Source organism: Nostoc sp. DedSLP03 (genome assembly GCF_034530815.1).
In the GTDB taxonomy this organism is placed as follows: Bacteria; Cyanobacteriota; Cyanobacteriia; order Cyanobacteriales; family Nostocaceae; genus Nostoc.
Genome location: NZ_JAVRCK010000039.1, coordinates 19,252 through 38,612, shown reverse-complemented (window position 1 = coordinate 38,612; position 19,361 = coordinate 19,252). Strand labels below are relative to the sequence as shown.

The window sequence follows — 19,361 nt, the reverse complement described above, 5'->3', positions numbered from 1 at the left end:
CTTTAATCTGCTTTTTGTTTGTCTAGGATAAAATCCTAGAAGTTGCACTCTAATATCTTTGCTTTCGCCCCCTGAATACCAGGGTAGTGAACCAGCTAATTCAATGCAGCGCCAGAAAATTTCTCTTCACCCTATTCTAACGCAACCTTGCTAAAAATCAATTCCTGCGAGCTGCCATCTTAGGACAACTACTAGCAAGTTGCCCTACAGGGATTATACCCCTAAAATTAGCCGATTGCGGTGGATGTGTAGGAGTTGAAATTCTACACCAGCCACTGTCTCTAGCATAAACAGGATTTGTTCGGGACGCAACAGCAAACCGTCTTGGCGATAGCTACCTAAATAACGGATTACAGATGACATAGATTCTGCAATACTATTGTGGGTTTCTACTAATTCCAGTTCAAATAAGCGATCGCGCAGATTTATTAACTGGCTCTTGCCTGATTTAGTTGTTTGCTCGTACCAAAGTTCCTCTTTTGCTTTGATTGTATCAATCCAGGTTTGCCATTGTATGGGTGTTGTTTCTGCTGGTGCTGCTACAGTAATTAAATACTCTGCGGACTCTAGCAGTTGGGTAGCGGCACTAGCTTTTAAATCTATTTGCTCCACATTATATATAGGGATGTCTGTGGGCATTTCACGAGCCAACTTTCTGAAGAAAGTATCAACTTCCACTGGCACAGTTAACTCAAAATCTGCAATTTCACCGCTGCTAGTAGCCCCTAGAGCCAAAGCAGTTGCTAGAGAAATCCGTGGCATTGGGTGAAACCCACCAGTAAAAGCAATTGGTAAGCCGGATCGCCGCACAATTCGGTCAAACAGACGAATTAAATCAAGATGGCTCATTAAAGCCATATTACCTTGTTTCCCAAACCAAACTCGCAGTCTTTGCGCCTTAGTTGTGTTGGGGACAAATTCGCCAGCAAATTTTGGGATAACAGGTGATTCAATCACCACGTTATGCCCAAAATCGGTGCCACAGACGCCACAATGAGAACAACCTTCAAAAGAGCAGTCTGGTACAATTGCAGCTTCTAGAGCGCGTTGCAAGTCTTCTTGGAGCCACTTTTTGTCAATCCCGGTATCAATATGATCCCAAGGTAGGGGAATATCGAGGGAGTGGGGAGTGCTGAGTGAGATGTTCTCCTCTGCTTCTTCGCCCTTTTGCGCCTCTATATGAAACAAATTCCATTCGCCATTTTCTACTTGGCGGTATTTCCAATCTAAATCAGCTTGGGCGATCGCAGATCCCCAAGCGCTAAAAGCTCGATCTAAATTTTCATACCAGGAATCCATACCTGCACCCAATTCCCACGCCAGGCGGATTACTTTGCTCAAATTGCGATCGCCTCGTCCCACAAAATCTTCCATTGCCGAAATGCGGACATCAGTAAAATTTACTTTCACTGCCTTAATTCGGCGGAATTCTTGCCGCAACAGGTTTTGTTTTCGCTTAAATTCAGTGGTAGAAACTGAGTGCCATTGGAATGGTGTATGGGGCTTGGGCGTAAAGTTAGAAATTGTCAGGTTAAAGTTTAGGGGTTTTCTGCTCTTACCTCGACATTCTCGCTGTAGCCAGCTTACCGTTTCGGCAATGCCTACAACGTCAGCATCGGTTTCACCCGGCAAGCCAATCATAAAATACAACTTGATTTTATCCCAGCCTTGCTCCCAAGCGGTTTTTACTCCCCGCAACAATTCTTCATTCGTCAACCCCTTATTCACAATGTCCCGCATCCGCTGAGTACCAGCTTCTGGAGCAAAAGTCAGTCCACCTTGGCGCGTACCTCCCAGAATATTGGCAATATTCTCATCAAATCTGTCTACCCGTTGGCTTGGTAGAGTCAGAGAAATATTTTCATTTTTTAAGCGATTTTTGATTTCCATCCCCACTGCTGGTAGGGACAAATAATCAGAACAACTCAGAGATAGGAGGGAAAACTCATTGTAACCAGTTGCCCGCATACCCTGTTCAATTGCTTCTACAACCTTATCAGGTTCTACATCCCGTGCTGGTCGAGTTAGCATTCCTGGTTGACAGAAGCGACAGCCACGAGTGCAACCACGCCGAATCTCAATGGTCAAGCGGTCATGCACTGTTTCTACATAGGGAACTAACCCGATAGAATATGCTGGTATGGGAGTTGCAACCCGTCGCAGAATTCGCTTCGGCACATCTGGACGAAGAGGGTGAACTGAGCCATCCTCTGCCATATCGTAAAACTTAGGCACATATACACCTGGTATCTGTGCCAAATCCAGTAACAGCTGTTCCCGACTTAATCCTGCTTGTTTGCCTTCTTCTAAGACCAAACCAATTTCTGGCAGCAGTTCTTCTCCATCTCCAAGGGCGATAAAGTCGAAGAAGTCAGCATAAGGCTCAGGATTTGATGTTGCTGTTTGCCCACCAGCAAAAATCAACGGAAAGTAAGACTGGGTATCGGTAGATTCCCTATTCCCCTGCCCCTCTGCTTTTCTGCTCCCTTGCCTTTCTCGCCACGTCAAGGGAATTCCAGCCAAATTCAACATTTCGAGGATATTAGTTGCACCCAGCTCGTAACTGAGGCTAAAGCCTAAAATGTCGAATTCTCTTAGCGATCGCTTTGACTCTACCGCAAACAATGGCGTATTAGTTTCGCGTAGTTTGGCTGCCAGGTCTTTTCCTGGGAGGTAGGCGCGATCGCATAATTGACGCGGTTGGGCATTCAAGATGTTATAAAGGATGATGTGCCCTAAATTAGATGCACCGACTTCATATACTTCTGGGTAGGTTAAAACCCAACGTATTGCTGTCGTATCCCAATCTTTGTGTACCGCTAACAGCTCGTTACCTAAGTAACGTGCTGGTTTTAAAATATCCGAAGTTATTAATTTTTCAACTGCAACAACCACTGTGCTATCTTCTAGCTACCTTAATTACAGCTACCTAAACCCAACATTAGCATTGAATTAGGTCTTCTAACAGATTTTATCGTTGCAACTTACAACTCCTTTACATAAAGTTCACTTATTATTGCCCGAACCTTTGTCTTTTACATAAAGTTATATTTGGGTCAATTTGGCTTCAGCATCTAATATTTCAAATACCCTATCGAGTTGCGTCAGTTCAAAAATCATTCTAATTTGTGGGCCAACAGCGCTAAGTTGGTAACTTCTTCCTAAAGTAAGAGCCAGCTTGTGTGTAGATAACAATGCCATCAACCCCGCGCTGTCTAACGATTCTACTGCTGCGAGGTCTACTACCAAGGTGGAAATACCATTTTGCGCCAACGCTGTAGCCATATCTCGTTCAAATTCCAAGGCGTTTGCAGCATTTAAGCACCCTTGGGGGCGAATGACTGCAATTTTGGGATAGTTAAGCACTGCCTGCATAGTTACATCCTATTAAGAATTTTGAAGCGTCAAGCTAAGGATTATTTGAACATAAACTCTATTTTGTTGCATCGACCATACGTCTTAGCTCTCTTTGCTGAATCTTTATTGCTTTAGTATGTCTGTTTAAAGATTGTTATAATTCCAGGTTAAAATGTGTTTATATATACTTTTTTTTTATGTCACTTCAAAAAGAATCAACTATAGACGGCCATAAAGCAGACAAATTATCAGTAACTATGCTAAGAAACCTTGCTTAGTCTATCACTAAAGCTAATTTAACCAAGTTTTAACGTTAGGTTAAATCTGCAACTTTAGCGTTGCTGATGGTATACGGCAAAGTCATAGTGAATTATCTCTCTAACTAATTAAATTGTGATATATATCACTACTAAGTTAGTATTTGGATCGCTCTTTCTACTGGGGTTGATCTGGGATTATTAGTGTCATATTACAGTTGGGTTATTACTTATGAGAACTCAGTACGCTATTCGTAAGTTGGTAGAAAAAGCTCTTGACATTAAAAAACTAACTCCTGAGATAGAGAATGAAATCAACTCAGAATTGACGGAACTAGGTTATATTTCTGATGTTGATTACGAAGCCTTAGAATTATTAATGGCAGAGATGGATGCTGGACGAATCCAGTTGGTTCCTAGTCTGGGATTTTAAAATAATTCATAATGACGCTTTCTAAGAACGCGAACAGCGTGTCGCAGACAGAAGATTTTGTGTAGCTTGCTTCTCTGTAAGGATACGAGGACTCCCTGAGGTAATTCGTAATTAAATCTAGTAGGGGGATAAAAGGGCGGTATGATTAGCTAGTATTTTTCTATGAGGTCGATTATTTAAATACTTAAAATGGCGTAAACTGTGCTAAAAAATCTTTACATTGTGCATTCTATCGAAAATCGCCATACAGTTCGCTAAACGCCTAATAAAAATTCCTCCCAATCTGTTTGCTGAATTTGTCCACAAGCGGAATGAACTCGTTGCTAAGGGAATTGATATCATCAATATGACTACTGGCGAGCCAGATAAACTGACTTCTAGTCATATCTTTCAGGTGATGCATGAGGCGATTAACGACGCTGCTAACCACAATTATCCACCTTACGAAGCAACGAAAAAATTTCTAGTGCGAAGAATTTAGCAATCGAATTTCATAGTCTTCAACGTATGAAAAATGTTGGGAATTAAGGATAGGGGACTGGGAAGACAAGGGGGACAAGGAAGACAAGGAAGAATTATTCAAGAAGTCTCTATGTTGCCTATTCCCAATGCCCCATCCTAATCCCCAATCACCAATCCCTCTTGATATGCTTGCCAAAGTTGGTGAATAAACTGATTAAGTTGCTGCTTTGCGGCTGAATCAGGTTCAGTTTTTGGTTCTTTGGCTAAAAGTTGGCTCAAGAAGGTAATTACTTCTGTGTCTAATGCTGGGCGAAATAAATTGGCAGGCCAAAGTAAGTCAGATGCATCTCGCAAATCAGTAATTAGGGGTGATTCTTCTATAAAAGTAACCATTAATAAAGGACGCACCCAGCACAACTGGCGGGAAACTATAAATTGAATGACTTCTGCATACAGGTTCCTCTCACCATACTCTAGAGACACAATTTGTCCCGTTTGAAGAAAATCTAGGCTCATGTCCATCTTGGGCAAGGGCAAGGATTGTTTTGCTTGCAACTTCTTTAATTTTAAAAGTGAAAATGCGCTACGTTTAAGAAAAGCTTCTGTAAGATTAGGGTAGCACTCTTACGGCAGCCATGTCTTAGACGTGTGCCTTATCAAGTGACTACGCAAAATTAATCAACCAATCCCTGCCAGCAAAGGGTTTTCCTAGCATAGTATCTGAGCAGAAATACTATAGAATAGGTAAACAACTGTTGAGCGATCGCAAAACAGAGACTTTGTTGTAGTGAATTAACGAGAAAAGAGCAAAGAGCCGTGTCAGTTGAAACTATTCAAAAGCCTTCCACAACCCGCAAGCTCGCGCCTCGGTATCGCGTTTTGCTCCATAACGACGACTACAACTCTATGGAGCACGTTGTACAGTCGCTAATCGCCACTGTACCAAGCCTTACCCAACCCCAAGCTGTGAGCATCATGATGGAAGCCCATACTAACGGGCTAGCTTTAGTCATTACTTGCGCTCTGGAACACGCTGAGTTCTATTGCGAAACATTGATAAGTCACGGTTTAAGTAGCACAATTGAACCTGATGAATAGTCATTGGTCATTTGTCATTGGTCATTTGTCGAAATATAGAGTATTGACTGGTGATTGGTGACTTACTTGGTATGAAAAAAAACCTTGTCCGTTTAGCTGAACGCCCTGCCCCTATTAGGTTGGGTGCTTTTATTTTGACTTTATTGTTGCTATGGTTGCCATTGGCTACACCAATATACTTACTAGTAGATAATTCAAACTTAGAAAGTATATTGACATTGTTATTGTTATATGCAGTATTTATTTTCCTCCTGAGACTATGGGGCAAATATGTCTACCAACAGCCGCAAATTCTGCGGCATTATGGTTTGGAATTCACGCGACAAAACGGTGTGGATTTACTGCGTGGCTTGGCTCTGGGGATAATTAATATTTTGATACTTTTTGGGTTAGAAAGTTTGTTGGGTTGGTTGGTGTGGCAACAACCGAAAGTTTTTTTGCTAAAAATAATTTTAGAGGGTTTACTTGTTGGCTTAGGTGTTGGATTTGCTGAGGAATTGTTATTCCGAGGCTGGTTGCTAGATGAATTACAACGAGATTACAGTCTGCGTGTGGCACTGTGGACAGATGCAACTGCGTTTGCTACATTGCACTTTATTAAACCCTTGGAGGCAATTATTCATACACTGCCGCAATTTCCAGCTTTAGTACTGCTGGGATTAACGCAAGTATGGGGAAAGCGTTGGCGGAGAGGACGCTTGGGTTTTCCAATTGGTTTGCATGGTGGTTTAGTTTGGGGTTACTACATTATTAATGTGGGTAAATTAGTGAAATATTCTGGCCAAGTTCCTGATTGGGTAACTGGTGTGAATAATAATCCCCTGCAAGGAGTGATGGGGGTGTTGTTAATGAGTGTACTAGCTTTGGGGATACGAGGGCGAACTGAGCGATCGCGTCATATATGAAAATCAAAATATTCATTGTATCAGCTTTATTACTCACTTTTGTTTCTGGTTGTAAAGATTGTCAGGCTAAAAAAACTTCAAATCCGGCTCATGTGAAACAGTTGCTAACAACTAAAAAATGTCCCAAGTGTGATTTAGGTGGTGCAGATTTAACAAATGCTGATTTAGCTGGAGCGGATTTGAGAGAAGCTGAACTGACTAATGCTAAATTAGACGGAACTAATCTACAAGGGGCTGATTTAACTAAAGCGGAACTAAGATGGCGAGATGATGTTGGCGACAAAGGAAAAATGGGTATATCAGAAATTGGTGATGATTATTGTAATGTTACCTATGAAGCTTCATTCAAAGGAGCTAACTTGAGGGGAGCAAAACTTATTCAAACTGACTTATCAAGTTTGGATTTAAGCGAAGCCAATTTGAGTGACGCTGATTTGACTAATGCAAAACTAAACTGGGCAAAACTAAATAAAGTAAATTTAGAAAAAGCTAATTTAAATAATGCTTCCTTAGAGTCCGCAGAACTAGATTACGCTAATCTAAAAAAGGCAAATTTGCAGAGTGCGAATTTAGATAGTAGTAGCTTGTATCATGCAAATTTAGAAAAAGCTAATTTAAATAATGCTTCCTTAGAGTCAGCACAACTAGATTACGCTAATCTAAAAAAGGCAAATATACAGGATGCAAACTTAAGTTTGAGTAGCTTGGATCGTGCAAATCTAAAAGAAGCTAACCTTACAAGTGCTAATTTAGATCGCAGTTCACTTTTAGGTGCAAATCTGCACAAAACACAGTTGATAAATGCTAATTTGCAAGGAGCTAAACTAAGCGATTATCTTATAGATACTAATCTAAGTGGAGCTAACCTCAGCAGTGCTTCTCTAACAAGTCTTAATTTACAGAAGGTTATCTACGATTCTCATACTATTTGGCGTGGAGCCTATTATAACGAGTTTACACAGTTCCCTAATGGATTTAATTCTCTAAATGAGCAAATGGAATTTAAAAGGCTTTCTCCTTTTTCTCCTTTTGAATAATTTGTTATTTTTTAATATTATTTTAATCAACTTGCTTGTCGTTGGATGTGCTGAGATATATTCACCAGGTGATGAACCACAATATGAAAAAATAGCAGAAGATAATATTATATCTATGATTCAGAATCAAAAAAACTACTTTTCAATCCATAAAACTTTCCTGAAACCACTTGATAAACCATTAAAATCAAATTCATCTTTTTTCAAAAATGAAAAATGTTATGGTTACTACACTAAAACTATTCCTGAAATTAATGGCACATCAGCTATAAACGGTATTTATATTTATGCAAGACAGGAAGCATGTGATGGTAATTGGGGCATAGATTTGAGTTCTTATGTTGGTGGTGTTTTTGTCGTTCCTATTATTGATGATAAAGAAATAAAAGTGGTAAGTATCGTATGTAAAAGTACTGGGTCAGGATATGCACCCTTAAATCATCGACCATACTATACAAATGGTTTAGTAGATTGCCCTCCTGAAGCCAAAAAAGTATATTTAGAAACTGAATTATTTAAGAATAAAAACGATGACGCAATCTAATACCATTAAACAGCAGCGATCGCAAAGAATATTAGAACTATTTGCGATTGCACGTCAGCGATATTTAGATGCAGGAGGAAATCCTCGACGTACCCCAAGGGGACTCAAGGGAGATGATTATATGACAGATGAGGAAAGGCAAGAAGCGTTGGTATTAGGAAGACAGATTTTCTCACAAGAATATATTGATAAATATTGATAATACAGCACGCAGCATTAAATATCCTCCCGTGGAAAGCTAGCCCATTCTTCACTACGAGCTACATCAATTTCCTCTGTGGAAGGTGCGTTTCCTAAATCAGCACAGAGTCCCCATAAGGATTAGCGGGGAAAGGTAGAGAGTTTATCTGTTATAGCTGTGATGTTTTTCATAAAAATTGCCAAGGAGAAAAAACAATGATACAGCTAGTCATTTTAGAAAAATTAGAAGAACTCTCTGAGTCTCTTCAGATAGAAGTGCTTCATTACATTGAGTTTTTGATAGAGAAGCACGCTAAAAACTCTGCTGAAGAAAAGCAGACAAACAAGCGTCACGTTGCTGGAACGATGAAAGGAATGTTTGTTCTGCCATTGCCTAATGACTTTGATGAGCCGCTTCAAGATATGAAAGAATATATGGAATGAAGGCTTTTTGGTGTAATCTTTACGCAAGCGTCTCAACCACAGTACCCACCACGCACGCTTTTTTCAAATTAACGCCGCTCAAATTTGCACTTTCTAACTCTGCACAAAGTAAATTCGCTCCTGTCAAATTAGCCCCCGCCAAATTCGCCCCCCGCAAGTCAGCTTCTTCCAGGTTTGCTTCACTCAATAATGTCCCTTGCAAATCGGCGCGACTCAAGTCTGCACCTTTGAGATTTGCCCCAGTGAGGTTTGCACCGCGCAAGTCAGCACCGCGCAAGTCAACGCCTTGCAAGTTCACATTCATCAAATTGGCACCACTCAAGAAAGCACCTACCAATGACACATCACTGAGTCTTGCTCCCATCAAGTTAGCGCCACGCAAATTGCTACCCCGCAAGTCAGCACCGGTTAAATCTGCTTGCATCAGGTTCGCTCCCATCAAGTTTGCCCGCAAGTCAGTTTGTTGGAGGTTGGCTCCCATCAAATTTGCCCCCTCCAAATGTCCACCTTCGAGCTTAGAACCAGCAAAATTAGTGCCGACAAGGCTAGCACCAGCAAGATTAATCCGGCTTAAATCCAGTCGGGAGAGTTCTTCGTCTTCTAAATTTGCCCCTGGAAGTTGTTTGAGTTTTCCTAATTTAATGGCTTCAATATTCATGTAAAGTAACTACCAATCTCTTCACTGATCTTGCTGTGGCTATCCCATTGGGAATCAAGTATCCAGATGCCGGCGCTGAATTTGGGTGTCATCAAGGGTAAGTCGAGTCCCTGTTGTAAACCCATAACTAATAAAGCTAGGGTATCTACAAGTTTAGGGTCAAAGCGGGTAGATTGTTGCTGTCTGCACTCATCTAAAGCTTGAGTAAATATCTGTTCCCGGCTTTGATTTGACGATTTTCGCTCATTGACTCGCCACTGAAAATCTGCCAATAATGCCAAAATCCTCGACTCTAAGGGAATTTCATCTCCAGCTAAACCTGCTGGCTCCCCTGTGCCATTCCACCACTCGCTTTGGTGAGTAATAATTTGGGCAACGGCTCGCAGCCGTGGCATGGTTCGCAATACTTGCGCCCCCGGTACTAAGGGACAACTGGGGGCATCTTCTTGGTAGCGGGTGGATATACCTTCAGTGAGAACGCTTTCTGCTTTTTGTAATGGATCTATGCGATGCAACAAAGCCGCCAAGCGCAATCTTTTAATTTGCCATGCGGGAAGATCCAAAAGCTGGGCGATCGCTTCCGCAAGAACTACTATTTCCGCAGCTGCCATTGGATTGTTGACATCTGCCATATCCATCAGTTGCGCCATTCGCAAAAAGGCTTGGATTTCGTTAGAAACCAAGTTGCGATCTAGGGTTTGTTGGTGAGACGCTGTTGGGCTGGATAAATTATCTTGCCCAGTCTGGAGGTAATCTACTACACGAGAGACAACTGCACCTAAATTTTGGGATCTGTCCATTGACGGGACAATTTGCTGTTTGTCGTCTGTGAGTTTTTGGGCCAGTTCTGGGTTGTATTTTTTGATGTGAGCGATCGCTATTTCTGCTGTTTCTCGCACTAACTCTGGTTCAAATGTCCACAAGCCATAAAATTTACGCTCTAAATCTGATGTCGGCACTCCAGCACTACCATAATCAGCCTCAGATAATTCTTGACAAATTACCATTGCTGTGTATTTAGGCGATAAAATAATCAAGTGCCACTCCTGCGCCACTGGATCGCCTGCATCTAATCCCACTAAATCTACATTGGGTAGCTGGCTGGTAGGATGTTCAGCAAAGCCAGATTCAGCAGCAGCCATAATCGCAATTTGGCAGCTGCGCTGGGCGATGTCTGCATATCGTTCCGCTTCTTGTAGATACCATTTTCCCTGTTGAAAGGCTGTGATGACTAAGGGTGTACCGTCATCGGTTAAGATATGGTCTTCTAGAGCGTGGCACAGGGCAACTAAGGTATTTTTGTAGTAAACACCGAATCGAATTGGCCTGGTGGTATGGCGATGGGCTGTTTCTAGCTTTTGTAAGATTGAACCTTCTAACATGGGATTTGGTAAAAATGACCGCAGAGGCACTGAGGAAGATAGAGGGAGAAATTCAAAATTTTGAATTTCTTCATATTTTAGTGTTTTCTAGGATACACCCGCTAACTGTTTTTCTTTCGTCTCTAATGGTGCTGTTAGTGCTGCTTCTAAGTCAGCACAACCCAGCTTTTCTTCTAAGATTTTCATGACTTCGCGCCCGAAGTCGTTGGGGTTTTGTTGCCAAGCTTGCAAGCAAACTTCGCCGAAGAATGAACCAAGGGGTTCGGGATTCCAGAGAAGTTTTTTGGCTGTCCACGGCATCAAACTCATTGGATTGTACCCTGGTTTGAGGATGCCTTCTTTGAAAGCGTATTCTTCTAAATGGGTATGGGGTTGTAGTCCAATAAAGAAAATAGCAGGTTCAACTTTATCAGCACCAAAAATCCGTTCTAGTTCGCGGTGGTAAGCGATGGTTTGGCGGATGGTTTCGGGACGTTCGTCAATCACGTTAAAGGAGTAGTTGACAGAAACTAAGTCGTTGAAACCAGCGGCTTTTAAGTCACGGCAGTTTTGCAAGACAGTTCGCAAGTTATACCCCATCCGCATTTTCCGCACAAGTTCTTGAGAACCACTGGTAATCCCGATTTCAAAATAGTTCATCCCAGTTTTTGCCATCAATTCACACAATTCGGGTGTCAAATTGTCGGCTCTGATATATGCCGCCCAGTGGATATCTGTCATGTCAGAATCGACGATTTTTTGCAATAATTCTACAGCATCGGCGATAAATTTTTTCGCGGGGATGAATTGGGCATCGGTAAACCAGAAGTTGCGAATGCCGCGATCGTATAATTGGCGCATCTCAGCAACTACTTCATCTGCTGGGTTGATGCGTACTTGTTTGCCTTCGACGACGGTGTAGACGCAATAACAACAGTTGTGAGGACAACCACGCTTGGTTTGTACACCTATATAAAAGTCTTGCTCTTGCAGGTAAAAGTTAAATTCTGGCCAGATGCTTTCGATATAGTCGTAGTTACAAGCTGTTTTTTCTATTGGGGTGGGTTGTTCGTGAATTAGCCGTTGACGTGGTTGAGTTTCTCCAGCAACGTAACAACGTTCATCTCGAAAATCTTTGCCACTTAAAAGTTTTTCCAGCAGGGTTTCGCCTTCACCTACAGAAATAATTGTCCCTTGGGGTAAGCTTTTACCTAATTGCTCGTAAAATACGCTGACTGCACCACCACCGACAACTACACGAGCATCAGAATTATATTTTTGGGCACGGTTTAAACCGCGTTTGATTAAGCCCTGGTTTCGCCACAACTCTAAATAGTAGGCGATGAAGATTCGCAAACCGCCCAATCCGCCGCGTAGTTTCAATAGAGGATTTTTGGCGTAGTAAAATTCAAAAGCGTTTTGTAGCGGGTTGCCACCACGCCCGCCAACTGGGGCATAAATTTGAATATCCCGCCAAGAAAATACTAGTAGTGTCGGTTTAAATTCGTCAATACAGCGATCCAGAGCCGAACTGTAATCTAAAGGTGGCACTGTTCCCAAATCAAAGATGCGCTGTTCAATATTAGGAAACTGCTTGTGCACATGATCGCTTAGGTAGACAACCCCAATAGGAAAGATGGGGTTACAAGGAAGGCGAACGTAAAGAATTCGATTTTCCATCATCTGTGTTTTAACTTCCATCTTGCCAATCTGTGGAGAAAGCGAGAAAAACATTCAGCTTTAAAGTGTGTGCTTGTTTAATTTGGTTTTATTTATCACAATCATGCTTGACATTTCAGCCGATTATTGATAACCGCTAACCTGCGGTTAACAATTGCGGAAAACGCTAAAATTGCTGTGCATAAAACATACATGGAATCTATAGAGAGCTTTATGAAGACATTTTTTCATATAGCTTTACCATAACATTGAGTTTATTCATTAAGCGATGATCCCTGGCGATTAATCCTGGGATAGATCAAAGAGCAAAACTTACTTCCTCGCTATGCTAAAAGCTAGGGGATCGTTATTATGTCTATTTCCTAACAATATGCTTTCAGAGAATTGAAACTTTTATACCAGCAATAAATATCAAAAACTTTTCTTTATAGTGTATAATTGCGAAAAAGGTGTGAAAAATTACAAAATTTTCACAACTAAAAATATATCTTTAGACAGAAATAATCTACAAAAACTCAGTTGGTATTCGCAGTTACAACAACTGGGGATCGGTGGGTGCTAGGCTTGGCTAGTGTAATGTAAAATTGTGGCGTAAAGCTCCTCAGCAGTTATGGCTCAAATATTAGATCCTCTACCACCTGAGCAATCAGGAAAAATTCTCTGCTGCTACATTAATGCCACGAGCAAAATACAGGTAGCTCGCATCTCCAATATTCCCAACTGGTATTTTGAAAGGGTTGTTTTCCCCGGACAACGTTTAGTTTTTGAAGCTCCACGAAAAGCTCAAGTGGAGATTCATACAGGGATGATGGCAAGTGCAATTTTATCCGATAAGATTCCGTGCGATCGCCTGATGCTCGAAGAACCCAGTACTAATGAGTTTGATACAGACTCATCAGATGAAAAAGACCCTTTTAATACCAAACTAATGGTGCAGCAAATTAATACAAAAATCGGAGATACTACAAAACCCTTGCAAATCCTTGGTTTAGCATCGGTTGATTAAAAAAACAATTTTATCTAAATTTAAGGGTTGCTAATTCAGCAGCCCTTTTTGTTTATTATTTATTGGTCATTTGTCTTTTGTCATTTGTCATTAATTATCCTCCTCTGCTTTCCTGCCCCCACTCTCATTTACAATCAATCTTATGAATCTGCCTTCATTTCTTTGGTTGTGGAAAATAGCCGCCTGGTCTATGGGGTTGTCCCTGTTAGCATATCTGATGTTAGCAGTCACTGGCGTTTGGATGTTTCGGGTCAGAACTTCGCAGCAATTTACTTTGATCGCACCATTTATGGGTGGTAATCAAGGAGTGCGATCGCTCCACTACACAATGGGCATCAGCATGGTAAGTTTAGTGCTACTACTGCTAGCGATCGGTATTGTTGGCACTTTAGGGCACTTTGGTTCTTTAGGTCACTCGTCACACTTGATTGCTGGATTGATAGTGGTAGCACTAGTTTTACTGTCTGCTTTCAGTGCCACCCAAATTAGTGTCAGACGACCTTGGGCTAGACCCTTACACATCGGCGTAAATATTATTCTATTTATAGGATTTGCCTGGGTATCCCTGACTGGTTGGATTGTAGTGCAGAAGTATTTACCGTGAACTGCCATACATCAACTACCAGGAACATAGACCTACCTTACAATGAAGAAAAGCATTGTAATTGAGCCGTGACAGCAAACTCAGCCAATATCTCAGCTTCTATTTTTCGTCTGTCTCCTTTGATTCGGATAACGTTGCTGAGTCTATACATAGCACTCACAGTCCCATTACCCTTTTTATCGCAGGTAACAGCTGCACCCGTACCTCCAAAATTATTGTGGATAGGGATTGGCATCGGTTTTGTTGCCTTGTACGCAGTATTAACTGAACAAGTAATGGTAGATGACAAGGGAATTCAGGTTACTTACCCCGCCTGGGTGCCGAGCTTTTTTCGTAAAGGCTGGTCTTTACCTTGGTCAGATGTGAAAGAGTTAAAACCCCGCAGCACTGGACAAGGAGGACTAGTTTATTACTTTCTCAGCCAGGATGGTAAAGCTTATTTACTACCGATGCGTGTAGCTGGATTTGCCCGTTTGGTGCAAATTGTCCAAGCAAAGACGAGCATTGACACCACAGATGTTCGCCCTTTAGCGCAGCCCTGGATGTACCTGATTTTACTAGTATTCACTTTGCTGCTACTATTAGTCGATGGCTGGGCGATCGCTACAGCCTTAACCACTGCACAATTAACTTAGGTTATTTCTCTGCAATCCTCAGTCCCGTTGAATACAGCAAAAGCCATACTCAGGCTAGAGCAAGTTAATCTGTTTACGAAGCTGAAAACCCAACTTCCCGGCAATCAGCAGGGATACCGCATATTGCAGGATATTTCCTTTGAGGCATCCGAAGACGAACGCATTGCCATTGTAGGCCCAGTAGGCGCTGGGAAAACTTCGTTATTACGCCTCATCAACCGCCTAATTGAACCCACGAGTGGTAAACTCTATCTTGAAAATCAAGAATATCGCCAAATTCCCGTCATCGAGCTACGGCAGATGGTTGTACTTGTATTACAAGAGTCAAAGTTGTTGGGGATGACAGTTGGGCAAGCCTTGGCTTATCCTTTAGTTTTGCGTGGTTTACCCAAACAGACAATTCAGGAACGAGTCAATCATTGGACAGAGCAACTACACATTCCCAATGAATGGTTAGGGCGAACAGAGGTGCAACTTTCTGCGGGACAACGACAACTAGTAGCGATCGCTCGTGCCTTAGTCATCCAGCCTAAAATATTACTATTAGATGAGCCAACCTCTGCCCTCGATCCTGGTACGGCTTCTCATCTAATGCAAATCTTAATCCAGTTGAGTCAAACTCATCAAACCACGATTTTGATGGTAAATCACCAACTGGAACTAGCCCAGATGTTTGGCACTCGGTTATTACACCTACAACAAGGTCATTTATTCGCCAATCAAACAGCCTCAGAGATAGACTGGATTGAATTACGAAAAAGCCTGATTCAAGCAGCAGCTCAAGACGATTTTGGATTTTAAATTTTGAATGAGACAGGAATCAGGAATCGTTTTCTTACTCCCCCTCACCCCAATGCCCACTTGCCCTGAGCGTTCGCGTAGCGTCTCGTAGAGAAGCCGTTCGCGTAGCGTCTCGCAGAGAAGGGATGCCCCATTCACACTTGACTACTAGTAAGTGTTGAACGTTGATTATTAAATCTCTCTCTAGCTAACTTTGTTGTCTGTGACTGTGAAATATTGGTATTCAAAATTTCCATGTTAAAACGATATCCAACATTACGGATAGTTTGAATCAAATTTGGTTGCCGGGGATCGAGTTCAACCTTTTTTCGCAGTGATAAAACGTGAGTATCAATAGTACGAGGGTTATCAATAGCGTCAGGCCAAGCACGACGCAGTAATTCCGATCTACTTAGAGGTACTCCTCCAGCCTGTGCTAAAACGTACAGTAAACTGAATTCTTGGGGCGTTAAGTCAATAAACTCCCCTTGAAAGCGGACACGACGCTGAACTAAATCGATTTGCAAAGTGCCATAATCCAAATAAGCTGGTGCAGCAGGTGTGCGCTTCCGCCGAATCAGTGCCTCTACCCGTGCCAAAAACTCTTGCATTCCAAAAGGTTTGCTCAAGTAGTCATCTGCACCCGCCTTTAAACCTGCAACTATATCAGCTTCACTATTACGGGCAGATAGCATTAAAATTAGAGGTTGCTGCTGACGATGCAACCAACGACAAAACTCAATGCCATCACCATCAGGCAGGTCTGCATCTAAAACTACCAGTGTTGGTTGATGGCTTAAAAATACTTCCCTTGCTTGATAAATACTGGCAGCTTGATGCACGCGGTATTCCAGTTGTTGCAAGTGCCAACCCAACAACGACCTTAAATGGGGATTCCCCTCAATGATTTCTATACAAACCGAACCCACGGCGGCAAGACCCTTTAGCGTCGATGACTTTCAAAGTAACAAGCTCATCTCTAAGGTTTTGTAGCCTTTGTTACTTCAATCGCAATTAACTTTACATTTCCTAATAAAATGAGTGGCAATATCTTTAATCTATGCCTTGCTGATAGGCGATTAGAAATATTATTAAATTTTTATTAAATTTATCGAAAGTGTTGTTAGACTTATAAAAAGTTCTTTTAGCTTAACATTTTGCTTTTAGATGGGTGTTATATGACAAATATCTAGAACCCAACCAGCTAACTCTGCTACAACAGCTTTTCAGCGTGATGATGAAAGTCAATTTTTTCGCAAAAATTTAGTGCTTCATCCAGGAATATAACATCAATACAATTGGGTTGTTGATTGTGAAAATCAAAAAAATAACTTAAGCAGCTAACTAAAATCGATATTTTCTGGAATAGGATTAAAGTAGCTTGTAGCTGCTATAAGGGTAATACCCAAAGTAGATGTGTTGACTTTGAGTTTATGCCAAAGTGAAATTACACTTCACTTTTTAGCGTGAATCATTTACAATTCTCATTCCAAAGAGATTAATACAGCAGTTATGCTCCAAGACACACAAACCATCCGCTATTACCAAAGACTTACCGATGCCTTCATCGAGCTATGGAATCGCGGTTATCGCACGGATGATATGCGGATGTATTTGGATGGATATCTAGCCGCACTGCGACATAGCAACGTTATTGAACCTTTTCTGATTCATCGCCTAGAAGAGGAGGCCAGCCGCTTCTTGTACGATGGATCGAACTTTGCAGTGCCGCAACCACAGCCACAACCCGATTACTACTAAGTACCATTTACCTGGTCATTGATAGTAACCGTTAATTAACCGCAGATGATTATAGCATATTATCTGTATTGGTCAATCGGTTGTCGTGGTGTGAAATTTTGGAGATATTGTATTGATTAAACGCATCCCCTCAGCCCTATATTGGTTTTGCCAATTAGACTGAGGGGATTGTTGTCTAGCAATAAAATCAAGTCCAACAAAGATTATTTTTGCCAGAAACCGATTAAAAAATCCTTGAAAGGGGAAAGAAATAGTATCTCTTTTTTCAAAGATGTAAAAAACGGTATATTGCCTTGATTGCGAAGTGCAAATTCAGCAGCATACCGTTTAGTTATGGTAAAGAGAGATTACGAAGCTAATGCTACTTCTACCTTTTCTTGCAATTCACCTTTTTGGTACATTTCAATCAAGATATCAGAACCGCCAAGGAATTCGCCATTAATATATACTTGGGGAATTGTCGGCCAGCTAGAGTATTCTTTAATACCTTGACGGATTTCAGGGTCTGATAGAACGTCAACCGTCTCAAAGGGAACTCCCAAGGTATTGAGAATCTGCACAACGTTGTTAGAGAAACCACATTGGGGCATTAACTTGTTTCCCTTCATGAAAACTAAAATCTTGTTTTCTTGTAGCAAGCTATCAATTTTGTCTTTGAGTTCTGGTGTCATGGTATTTATGTTTCCTATGTTGCATTAATAGAGTGAGGAGTGAGGAGTGAAGAGTGAGGAGTTAAAAATTCATAATTCATAACTCTTAACTTCTAACTTCTAACTCCTAACTTTAGGAACTTGCTGTTGCTTGCCAAGTTTCGGGAGTGTATGTTTTCACCGCCAAGGCATGAATCGCTTCAGTTGACATAGCTTGACCCAACGCACCATAAACTAACTGGTGCTGTTGCACTAGTCCTTTACCTGCAAAGTGCGATGAAACTACTGTCACTTGATAGTGGTCGCCGCCACCAGTCAAGTCCTGCACCTGAACCTGTGCGTCTGGCAGTCCCGCCTTGATCATTTCCTCAACCTGTTGCGGACTAATCATCGCAATTCCTGAAAAAACTTACTTTTCTATTATTAACAGATATAGAGCAAACGCCTGTGCCAACTTTAGGCTTTGGCAAGGCTGTAGATACACGCGCCTAATGGGGTGTATTGCTTGAGAACGCTCAGGTTTTGGCTGCGGCGGATAGCTCTATCCTAGCACTGGGGCGTTCCCAAGCGACTGGTTAAGGAAATATGGGTATGCAAAAAGAGGCAACAAAAATTTAATTTATTTTTTTGGGGATGAGGAAGATGAACTACCACCTTCTCTGGGATAGGGAGAATCAACAAAACCCAACTCAAACAACTGTTTATAGGCTTTCTTGCCTAAATCCCGCGTCGGATTTTGACTCTTAATTATTTGAATCAACAATGGTACAGCTAATTCTGGCTGATTTTGTGCCCGATGTACCAATGCTAGCTGAAAGGTAGCTTCATCTCGCTTTTGGGCTGTTAATAGAGCTTTTTGACGCTGAGAATCAGAAACTCTGTTGTCAATTCCCGAAAAGCTAGAATTTAACTCTTGATAAAAATTAGATAGCTGATTATAAACTTGACGTGCTTCTTGCAGTTTCTTGGCAGCTAAGGGGTAGTTTTGAGCAGAAACAGCTTGTTCTGCATCTTTTACTAAGCGATCGCCACCTGCAATGCTCAAAAGGCTGTTATTTTCGGTTATGGGGCGGAGGTTATTAGGATCGTTGGGGTCAATGAGTTGTGGTTGGCTGGTAGTGCCTGGTGACTGTGATACCTGAGCATTCACAGGTGATAGCAGGCTGAGGACTGCTATAACTGATAAAACAGTACGGTGCATCAAGGTAACAGCGACAGCAGTGTTCATGGGATCAATTAGTGCGACAACTATACAAAAGAGTTATGGAAACTTCGGGTATCTTAACTCTGTTTTGGTCCTGGACAAAGCAAAGTTACATCCTAAGTATCTCTGATTTAGACTAAAAATCAGTTTAATAGAGTTCCCATTACCCTTGTATATCAACTAACTTATATCGCTGTGATGAGTGATACCTACGGGAGAGTGCGTCACCATCTGTCTGATTACCGACTTTCCTCGCCAATAATTATCTCTGCTTAATTGGAATATTTGGCAGGAGAATTTTCCCA

23 protein-coding genes are annotated in these 19,361 nt (G+C 41.6%); 13 read left to right on the top strand and 10 right to left on the bottom strand.

The features are described from left to right. Window positions 1–213: 213 nt before the first annotated feature. Window positions 214–2,895: a TIGR03960 family B12-binding radical SAM protein gene (locus RM368_RS19455; RefSeq protein ID WP_322695576.1), complete on the bottom strand. Its 2,682-nt coding sequence runs from the start codon at window positions 2,893–2,895 to the stop codon at window positions 214–216. Between the two features lie 150 nt (window positions 2,896–3,045). After that, window positions 3,046–3,375 (bottom strand): STAS domain-containing protein, encoded by a 330-nt coding sequence (locus RM368_RS19450; protein ID WP_322695575.1) that lies wholly within the window; start codon window positions 3,373–3,375, stop codon window positions 3,046–3,048. Window positions 3,376–3,846: 471 nt separating this feature from the next. Between RM368_RS19450 and RM368_RS19445 the strand changes: the two genes are divergently transcribed. Both RM368_RS19445 and RM368_RS19440 read left to right on the top strand, forming a co-directional pair. Beyond that, on the top strand, window positions 3,847–4,047 hold the full coding sequence (locus tag RM368_RS19445) for a hypothetical protein (RefSeq protein ID WP_094349495.1): 201 nt from the start codon (window positions 3,847–3,849) through the stop codon (window positions 4,045–4,047). Window positions 4,048–4,267: 220 nt separating this feature from the next. After that, the gene (locus tag RM368_RS19440) at window positions 4,268–4,528 is read left to right on the top strand and encodes a hypothetical protein (protein WP_322695574.1); all 261 of its coding nucleotides are present in this window, start codon (window positions 4,268–4,270) and stop codon (window positions 4,526–4,528) included. A gap of 137 nt (window positions 4,529–4,665) precedes the next feature. Here RM368_RS19440 and RM368_RS19435 read toward each other — a convergent pair whose 3' ends face one another. Beyond that, complete coding sequence (locus RM368_RS19435) at window positions 4,666–5,031, bottom strand: hypothetical protein (protein ID WP_322695598.1); 366 nt, start codon at window positions 5,029–5,031, stop codon at window positions 4,666–4,668. 294 nt (window positions 5,032–5,325) lie between these two features. Here RM368_RS19435 and clpS point away from each other — a divergent pair, with 294 nt between their 5' ends. The 6 genes from clpS to RM368_RS19405 all read left to right on the top strand — a co-directional run bounded on the left by clpS (window position 5,326) and on the right by RM368_RS19405 (window position 8,717). After that, window positions 5,326–5,607, top strand: coding sequence for an ATP-dependent Clp protease adapter ClpS (clpS, locus tag RM368_RS19430; RefSeq protein ID WP_012410249.1), 282 nt, complete (start codon window positions 5,326–5,328; stop codon window positions 5,605–5,607). Between the two features lie 71 nt (window positions 5,608–5,678). Then, window positions 5,679–6,512 carry a CPBP family intramembrane glutamic endopeptidase gene (locus tag RM368_RS19425; protein WP_322695573.1) on the top strand — a complete coding sequence of 278 codons (834 nt, stop codon included), beginning with the start codon at window positions 5,679–5,681 and terminating at the stop codon, window positions 6,510–6,512. Next, complete coding sequence (locus RM368_RS19420) at window positions 6,509–7,549, top strand: pentapeptide repeat-containing protein (protein ID WP_322695572.1); 1,041 nt, start codon at window positions 6,509–6,511, stop codon at window positions 7,547–7,549. Before RM368_RS19425 ends, RM368_RS19420 begins: the two co-directional genes overlap by 4 nt. Next, entirely contained in the window at window positions 7,500–8,093 is a 594-nt protein-coding gene (locus RM368_RS19415; protein WP_322695571.1) for a hypothetical protein, read from the top strand. The genes RM368_RS19420 and RM368_RS19415 overlap by 50 nt, the downstream gene beginning before the upstream one ends. After that, window positions 8,080–8,292 carry a hypothetical protein gene (locus RM368_RS19410; RefSeq protein ID WP_322695570.1) on the top strand — a complete coding sequence of 71 codons (213 nt, stop codon included), beginning with the start codon at window positions 8,080–8,082 and terminating at the stop codon, window positions 8,290–8,292. The genes RM368_RS19415 and RM368_RS19410 overlap by 14 nt, the downstream gene beginning before the upstream one ends. 197 nt (window positions 8,293–8,489) lie before the next feature. Further along, window positions 8,490–8,717: a DUF2281 domain-containing protein gene (locus RM368_RS19405; protein ID WP_322695569.1), complete on the top strand. Its 228-nt coding sequence runs from the start codon at window positions 8,490–8,492 to the stop codon at window positions 8,715–8,717. Between the two features lie 19 nt (window positions 8,718–8,736). Here RM368_RS19405 and RM368_RS19400 read toward each other — a convergent pair whose 3' ends face one another. The 3 genes from RM368_RS19400 to RM368_RS19390 form a co-directional block, all read right to left on the bottom strand. Further along, entirely contained in the window at window positions 8,737–9,375 is a 639-nt protein-coding gene (locus RM368_RS19400; protein WP_322695568.1) for a pentapeptide repeat-containing protein, read from the bottom strand. After that, window positions 9,372–10,757: a DICT sensory domain-containing protein gene (locus RM368_RS19395; protein WP_322695567.1), complete on the bottom strand. Its 1,386-nt coding sequence runs from the start codon at window positions 10,755–10,757 to the stop codon at window positions 9,372–9,374. The genes RM368_RS19400 and RM368_RS19395 overlap by 4 nt, the downstream gene beginning before the upstream one ends. Window positions 10,758–10,844: 87 nt before the next feature. Then, the gene (locus RM368_RS19390; protein ID WP_322695566.1) at window positions 10,845–12,437 is read right to left on the bottom strand and encodes a photosystem II high light acclimation radical SAM protein; all 1,593 of its coding nucleotides are present in this window, start codon (window positions 12,435–12,437) and stop codon (window positions 10,845–10,847) included. A gap of 589 nt (window positions 12,438–13,026) precedes the next feature. Here RM368_RS19390 and RM368_RS19385 point away from each other — a divergent pair. From RM368_RS19385 to RM368_RS19370, 4 genes are all read left to right on the top strand, one after another. Next, the gene (locus RM368_RS19385) at window positions 13,027–13,422 is read left to right on the top strand and encodes a DUF1830 domain-containing protein (protein ID WP_322695565.1); all 396 of its coding nucleotides are present in this window, start codon (window positions 13,027–13,029) and stop codon (window positions 13,420–13,422) included. 142 nt (window positions 13,423–13,564) lie between these two features. Next, a complete protein-coding gene (locus RM368_RS19380; protein WP_322695564.1) occupies window positions 13,565–14,026 on the top strand; it encodes a DUF4079 domain-containing protein in 462 nt (153 codons plus the stop codon). A 68-nt stretch (window positions 14,027–14,094) separates the two neighbouring features. Next, complete coding sequence (locus tag RM368_RS19375) at window positions 14,095–14,661, top strand: hypothetical protein (protein WP_322695563.1); 567 nt, start codon at window positions 14,095–14,097, stop codon at window positions 14,659–14,661. Window positions 14,662–14,688: 27 nt separating this feature from the next. After that, window positions 14,689–15,462: an ABC transporter ATP-binding protein gene (locus tag RM368_RS19370; RefSeq protein WP_322695562.1), complete on the top strand. Its 774-nt coding sequence runs from the start codon at window positions 14,689–14,691 to the stop codon at window positions 15,460–15,462. A gap of 134 nt (window positions 15,463–15,596) precedes the next feature. Here RM368_RS19370 and RM368_RS19365 read toward each other — a convergent pair whose 3' ends face one another. Then, on the bottom strand, window positions 15,597–16,370 hold the full coding sequence (locus RM368_RS19365) for a response regulator transcription factor (RefSeq protein ID WP_322695561.1): 774 nt from the start codon (window positions 16,368–16,370) through the stop codon (window positions 15,597–15,599). A 583-nt stretch (window positions 16,371–16,953) separates the two neighbouring features. On the opposite strand from RM368_RS19365, the gene RM368_RS19360 reads away from it, so the two are divergent. Beyond that, window positions 16,954–17,202 (top strand): DUF6761 family protein, encoded by a 249-nt coding sequence (locus tag RM368_RS19360; RefSeq protein ID WP_099102685.1) that lies wholly within the window; start codon window positions 16,954–16,956, stop codon window positions 17,200–17,202. 347 nt (window positions 17,203–17,549) lie between these two features. On the opposite strand, the gene grxD is transcribed toward RM368_RS19360, so the two are convergent. The 3 genes from grxD to RM368_RS19345 form a co-directional block, all read right to left on the bottom strand. After that, window positions 17,550–17,873, bottom strand: coding sequence for a Grx4 family monothiol glutaredoxin (gene grxD / locus RM368_RS19355; protein WP_322681120.1), 324 nt, complete (start codon window positions 17,871–17,873; stop codon window positions 17,550–17,552). A gap of 112 nt (window positions 17,874–17,985) precedes the next feature. Continuing rightward, window positions 17,986–18,243 carry a BolA family transcriptional regulator gene (locus RM368_RS19350; RefSeq protein WP_322695560.1) on the bottom strand — a complete coding sequence of 86 codons (258 nt, stop codon included), beginning with the start codon at window positions 18,241–18,243 and terminating at the stop codon, window positions 17,986–17,988. Between the two features lie 228 nt (window positions 18,244–18,471). Then, window positions 18,472–19,080, bottom strand: coding sequence for a hypothetical protein (locus RM368_RS19345; RefSeq protein WP_322695559.1), 609 nt, complete (start codon window positions 19,078–19,080; stop codon window positions 18,472–18,474). Window positions 19,081–19,361: the final 281 nt, after the last annotated feature.

What these genes read in the sequence shown, in the direction of transcription:
- RM368_RS19450 (WP_322695575.1), bottom strand. Translation starts at nt 3,375, where the DNA reads ATGCAGGCAGTGCTTAACTATCCCAAAATTGCAGTCATTCGCCCCCAA.
- RM368_RS19445 (WP_094349495.1), top strand. Translation starts at nt 3,847, where the DNA reads ATGAGAACTCAGTACGCTATTCGTAAGTTGGTAGAAAAAGCTCTTGAC.
- RM368_RS19435 (WP_322695598.1), bottom strand. Translation starts at nt 5,031, where the DNA reads ATGGACATGAGCCTAGATTTTCTTCAAACGGGACAAATTGTGTCTCTA.
- RM368_RS19425 (WP_322695573.1), top strand. Translation starts at nt 5,679, where the DNA reads ATGAAAAAAAACCTTGTCCGTTTAGCTGAACGCCCTGCCCCTATTAGG.
- RM368_RS19420 (WP_322695572.1), top strand. Translation starts at nt 6,509, where the DNA reads ATGAAAATCAAAATATTCATTGTATCAGCTTTATTACTCACTTTTGTT.
- RM368_RS19415 (WP_322695571.1), top strand. Translation starts at nt 7,500, where the DNA reads ATGAGCAAATGGAATTTAAAAGGCTTTCTCCTTTTTCTCCTTTTGAAT.
- RM368_RS19410 (WP_322695570.1), top strand. Translation starts at nt 8,080, where the DNA reads ATGACGCAATCTAATACCATTAAACAGCAGCGATCGCAAAGAATATTA.
- RM368_RS19405 (WP_322695569.1), top strand. Translation starts at nt 8,490, where the DNA reads ATGATACAGCTAGTCATTTTAGAAAAATTAGAAGAACTCTCTGAGTCT.
- RM368_RS19400 (WP_322695568.1), bottom strand. Translation starts at nt 9,375, where the DNA reads ATGAATATTGAAGCCATTAAATTAGGAAAACTCAAACAACTTCCAGGG.
- RM368_RS19395 (WP_322695567.1), bottom strand. Translation starts at nt 10,757, where the DNA reads ATGTTAGAAGGTTCAATCTTACAAAAGCTAGAAACAGCCCATCGCCAT.
- RM368_RS19390 (WP_322695566.1), bottom strand. Translation starts at nt 12,437, where the DNA reads ATGGAAGTTAAAACACAGATGATGGAAAATCGAATTCTTTACGTTCGC.
- RM368_RS19385 (WP_322695565.1), top strand. Translation starts at nt 13,027, where the DNA reads ATGGCTCAAATATTAGATCCTCTACCACCTGAGCAATCAGGAAAAATT.
- RM368_RS19380 (WP_322695564.1), top strand. Translation starts at nt 13,565, where the DNA reads ATGAATCTGCCTTCATTTCTTTGGTTGTGGAAAATAGCCGCCTGGTCT.
- RM368_RS19360 (WP_099102685.1), top strand. Translation starts at nt 16,954, where the DNA reads ATGCTCCAAGACACACAAACCATCCGCTATTACCAAAGACTTACCGAT.
- grxD (WP_322681120.1), bottom strand. Translation starts at nt 17,873, where the DNA reads ATGACACCAGAACTCAAAGACAAAATTGATAGCTTGCTACAAGAAAAC.
- RM368_RS19350 (WP_322695560.1), bottom strand. Translation starts at nt 18,243, where the DNA reads ATGATTAGTCCGCAACAGGTTGAGGAAATGATCAAGGCGGGACTGCCA.
- RM368_RS19345 (WP_322695559.1), bottom strand. Translation starts at nt 19,080, where the DNA reads ATGAACACTGCTGTCGCTGTTACCTTGATGCACCGTACTGTTTTATCA.